At 36.0% G+C, this 4,955-nt stretch carries 3 protein-coding genes; 2 read left to right on the top strand and 1 reads right to left on the bottom strand.

All coding sequences use genetic code 11. The annotated features are described in order from the left end of the window. Window positions 1-877, bottom strand: an 877-nt coding sequence (locus Q0594_RS01570; RefSeq protein WP_298729259.1) for a diacylglycerol kinase family protein, incomplete at its 3' end; no start/stop codon positions are given. A 100-nt stretch (window positions 878-977) separates the two neighbouring features. Here Q0594_RS01570 and Q0594_RS01565 point away from each other — a divergent pair. Then, entirely contained in the window at window positions 978-2,090 is a 1,113-nt protein-coding gene (locus Q0594_RS01565) for a hypothetical protein (protein ID WP_298729257.1), read from the top strand. Window positions 2,091-2,227: 137 nt separating this feature from the next. After that, entirely contained in the window at window positions 2,228-4,834 is a 2,607-nt protein-coding gene (clpB, locus tag Q0594_RS01560; protein ID WP_298729255.1) for an ATP-dependent chaperone ClpB, read from the top strand. Window positions 4,835-4,955 lie beyond the last annotated feature (121 nt).

Here is a 4,955-nt window from a genome sequence, read left to right as displayed (position 1 = left end):
AAGTTATAAATTCTCCATCAATTTGAGCTTTTATAGGTTCATTAATTTTTATATTGGCTTTTATACATGAGTATTCTTTTAAATTTTTTGGGAATCGTTTGAAATGAGTTCCATTTGTTAAAATAAATGGGAAAGCTTTAAGAATCGTAAAAAGTGACACTTTTCTAGCTATTGCAATTTGAAAATGATGACTTCCTTGTGCTGCAGAAGGTACAAAGCGAATCCCACCTCCAAAGTAGGCGTGATTAAAAGCTCCAAGTAGAAGATTTTTTGTAGAAGTAAAACTTTCTTTGTCATCAAGAGTGATTAGGGCGTCAAACTCTTTGCGTTCTTTAAAAGCCTTAATAATAGGAGTTAAGTAAGAAGCTTTTTTAATCCCTTTAGCTTGCAGGAGTGCTTGCCTTTGTTTTTGGTTTATTTCACAAATAGCAGCATCAATCCCAAATCCCATCGAATTTAAAATGACACCAGTTGTCTGTGAGTTTTCTTCTGAATAAGTAAGAAACTCTAAGTCAATAATATGATTCTTTGAAAGGTTTTCTATAAACTTTCTCGCGTGATGAGTTAAATTCATTTCCCGTGAAAAATCATTCCCAGTTCCAGCCGGTAAATAGCTAAGGGGTACAAAGATGTTCTGTTGTTTTAAATATTGAAGAGCTTCATTGAGAGTGCCATCACCACCAACAATAACGATTATGGTATGTTGATTTCGTTGTTGTAGATGTTTTTCCATCAATTCGGGAAGTTCTCCAGCTCTTTGAGTCTGAAATAATTTGAAGGGAATTCCTTTTTCTGTACAAACTTCAACAATATGATTAATTTGTTGCTGGCCTGAAAAACTGCCAGACATCGGATTTCCAAAAATAAATAAATTCATGAAATACTTCCTTTCGATTCTTCACAATTATAGCATAAATGAAAGTTAAAATAGAGTGATTTTTGTAAGAAATAACGTATAATGAAGGTGAGGTGAAAGTATGGCTAATGATTTTTTTGAGCGAGTGTTAAATCCTACTTGGAAAAATTTAAGTAGAGAATCAAAAGAGATAGTAATTCGAAATATTCTACGCTTTTTCGTGAATCCAATTCTAACAATTGAAGATTTAAAGTTTGTACAATATGATTACGCTGGTATCACAAATGATACGTTTGAAGTAACGATTGACGGTAGAGTTTTTGTCTTTGTACCTGGACAGAAAGACGTTGTTCTTGGGTGGGATAGCGGTTTGTCAGGACTTTCAGGTCTTGACTGCAGTGAAGAGAGGCAAGAGCTAAGATATGCCTTTAAACGTTATTTGAACCAACACGTAACAGGGTTTATGTTTTTAAATCAAAATGTTCAAGAAAAAGACTTAACACAGGAAAAATTAACGACTCAAATTGTTGAAGATGGCATAAATTTAATGACTTCAGAGTTAAGACAAGTAGATATACCAGCAATGTTAGTCGAAAAAAAGCCTAATTTCGTTGGCTTAAAATTTATTGGTCATTATTCTGTGGTCACTGGTCAGATAGATGGGGAAGATATGGTATCAAGTGAAACATTATCTATTTTAGAGGAGGCCATTACCCCAGATAATTCATTAGAAGCTCTTTTTCAAGAGTTTCCAAGAGCAGTAAGGGTTGATCAGTACTTTATGCAACAAGATATTCAAAATCCAGATCTTTTTGCGTGTTATGTAGCAGATCCAGTTAGTTATGATGAAGGACGCAAAGAGATAGAAAGATCCGGAATGGGACTGTTAAATGGAGATGAATGGGAATATTGTTGCGGTAGTGGAACGAGACGTTTATTTAAATGGGGAAATAAACTACATAGAACTCTGTTGCAGGATGAGTTTAAGTCTCCTTTATGGCAAGAGAATATGTTTGGTTTAGAAATTGCAAACGCTGAATTCGGACCAGAAATTATAGAAGGTCGTCCATATACCAAAGGGGCTTGGCTTGAAGAAAACTTTAAAGCACCTGTGTTAAATTTATTACCTCTTTCTTCTTACTATTCAGTAAATCTGCCACTTTTTGTTGATCCAAACGGAAAATTAGCAGCAGGATATTATTGTATAAGAAGAGCTATTCGAATTGAAATGTAATAGTAAAAGCAGCTACTCAAGTGGCTGTTTTTAAATTTTTATTAAGGTCAAAAAAAGTCAAATAAAACTATTGACCTTTCCTGACTAAAGGTGTATACTTAATTCATGGTCAAGAGACCACAAAAGGAGGAATGAAGATGAATATTGAAAAAATGACAACAACAATGCAACAAGCATTAGGCCAAGCGCAACAAATTGCGATGGTCCGTAAACATCAAGAAATAGATATTCCTCATTTATGGAAAGTATTTATGGAACCAAATCACTTTGCTAGAAATTTATATAGTGATTTACAAGTGAATGACAAAGAATTTGAGGAATTAATTGATAAAGAATTAGACCGTATTTCTGTAGTGGAAGGGCAAAATGTCCAATACGGTCAAAGTATGAGTCAAAACTTATATCGACTCTTTACAGAAGCTGAAAAGATTAGAGAAAGCTTTAAAGACGATTACTTATCTACAGAGGTAGTTGTACTTGCATTAATGGAACTACAAAATCATCCATTAACACGCTATTTAGTACAACATCATATAACCAAAGAAAATTTGAGAGCTCGTATTGAAGAGCTAAGAGGGGGAGAACGTGTGACTAATCAAAATCAAGAAGAACAATATGAAGCATTATCAAAATATGCACGTAATTTAAATGAAGCCGTTCAATCTGGTAAACAAGATCCAGTCATTGGACGTGACGAAGAAATTCGAGATGTGATTCGAATCTTATCTCGTAAAACAAAAAACAACCCTGTCTTAATCGGGGAACCAGGTGTTGGTAAAACAGCTATCGTAGAAGGATTAGCTCAACGTATCGTTAAAAAAGACGTACCGGAAAACTTAAAAGATAAATTAATCTACTCATTAGATATGGGTGCTTTAATCGCGGGGGCAAAATACCGTGGTGAATTCGAAGAACGTTTGAAAGCTGTTCTTAAAGAAGTAACAAAATCAGAAGGACGAATCATCTTATTTATCGATGAAATTCATACAATTGTGGGTGCTGGTAAGACAGAAGGCTCAATGGATGCTGGTAACTTACTAAAACCAATGTTGGCTCGTGGTGAATTGCATTGTATTGGTGCTACAACTCTTGACGAATACCGTGAAAATATGGAAAAAGACAAGGCGTTAGAACGTCGTTTCCAAAAGGTACTTGTTCAAGAACCAACTGTTGAAGACACCATTTCAATTCTTCGTGGGTTGAAAGAACGTTTCGAAATCCACCACAGTGTAAACATTCACGACAGTGCGTTAGTAGCAGCGGCAACTTTATCAAACCGTTATATTACTGACAGATTCTTACCAGATAAAGCGATTGACTTAGTCGATGAAGCCTGTGCAACAATCCGCGTTGAAATGAACTCAATGCCAACAGAACTTGACGCAGTCACTCGTCGTTTGATGCAACTTGAAATCGAAGAACAAGCATTGAAAATGGAAAAAGATGACGCTTCTCAAAAACGTCTTGCTATTTTACAAGAGGAATTAGCGGAACAACGTGAAAAAGCCAATAACCTCAAAATGAAATGGGAAATCGAAAAAGAAGAAGTCAATAAAATCCGTAATAAACGTGAAGAAATCGATCATGCTAAACGTGAATTAGAACAAGCAGAAGCTGATTACAATCTTGAAAAAGCGGCCGAACTTCGTCACGGACGTATTCCAGCTCTTGAACAAGAATTGAAGGAATTAGAAGAACAAAATAAAGCGAATGCTGAAAGCACGCAACGTCTCGTTCAAGAATCAGTAACGTCTGAAGAAATTGCTCGAGTAGTGGGACGCTTGACAGGTATTCCAGTAACAAAATTAATGGAAGGCGAACGTGAAAAACTTCTTCACTTAGAAGATATTCTTCATGAACGTGTGATTGGTCAAGATGAAGCTGTACAAAAAGTGGCTTCAGCAGTCCTTCGTTCTCGTGCTGGATTACAAAATCCTAGCCGTCCAATCGGAAGTTTCTTGTTCCTTGGACCTACAGGGGTTGGTAAGACAGAACTTGCTAAAGCTCTTGCAGAAGATTTGTTCGACTCAGAAGATCATATGGTTCGTATCGACATGAGTGAATATATGGAAAAACATTCAGTGTCTCGTTTAGTGGGAGCTCCTCCAGGATATGTTGGATATGAAGAAGGAGGACAATTAACAGAAGCTGTTCGTCGTAATCCATATACAATCGTTCTTTTAGATGAAATTGAAAAAGCTCATCCAGATGTATTTAATATCTTATTACAAGTATTAGACGATGGACGCTTAACCGATTCTAAAGGACGTGTAGTAGACTTCAAGAATACAGTGATGATTATGACAAGTAATATCGGTTCACAATTCTTGCTTGAAAATCAAGGTGAAACAATCGATGAAGAAACTCGTACAGCAGTAGAGGGTGTCCTAAAAGCAACCTTCAAACCAGAGTTCTTGAACCGTATCGACGAAACAATCTTCTTCACACCACTTTCTAAAGACAATATTCGTGGAATCATTACGAAGATGTTGAAACAATTAGCCAAACGTGTAGAAGATCAAGAAATCGTCCTAAGCTTCACAGATGAATTGAAAGATTGGATTGCAGATAATGCTTATAATCCAGTATACGGTGCTCGTCCAATTTCTCGTTATATTCAACGTGAAATTGAAACACCACTTGCTAAAGAAATCATCCGTGCAAGCATCCTTCCAGGCGACCAAGTGAAATGTGATTTAGGAATTGATCATGTGACATTTGAAGTCATCGGAAAGAATGAATAATAGGTAAAAAGAAAACGCAATGGACAAAAGTCCATTGCGTTTTTTGGTCTAATTAAAACCCCCGGATTTGTACTGACCCCAAAAAGTTAGACAATTAATTTAAGCAAAGGATTTAGTTCTG

The sequence above is a fragment of the uncultured Granulicatella sp. genome (assembly GCF_938030755.1).
GTDB lineage: Bacteria > Bacillota > Bacilli > Lactobacillales > Aerococcaceae > Granulicatella.
Note: the sequence above shows the minus strand (reverse complement) of the source record. Positions and strands in the feature narration are given on the sequence as shown.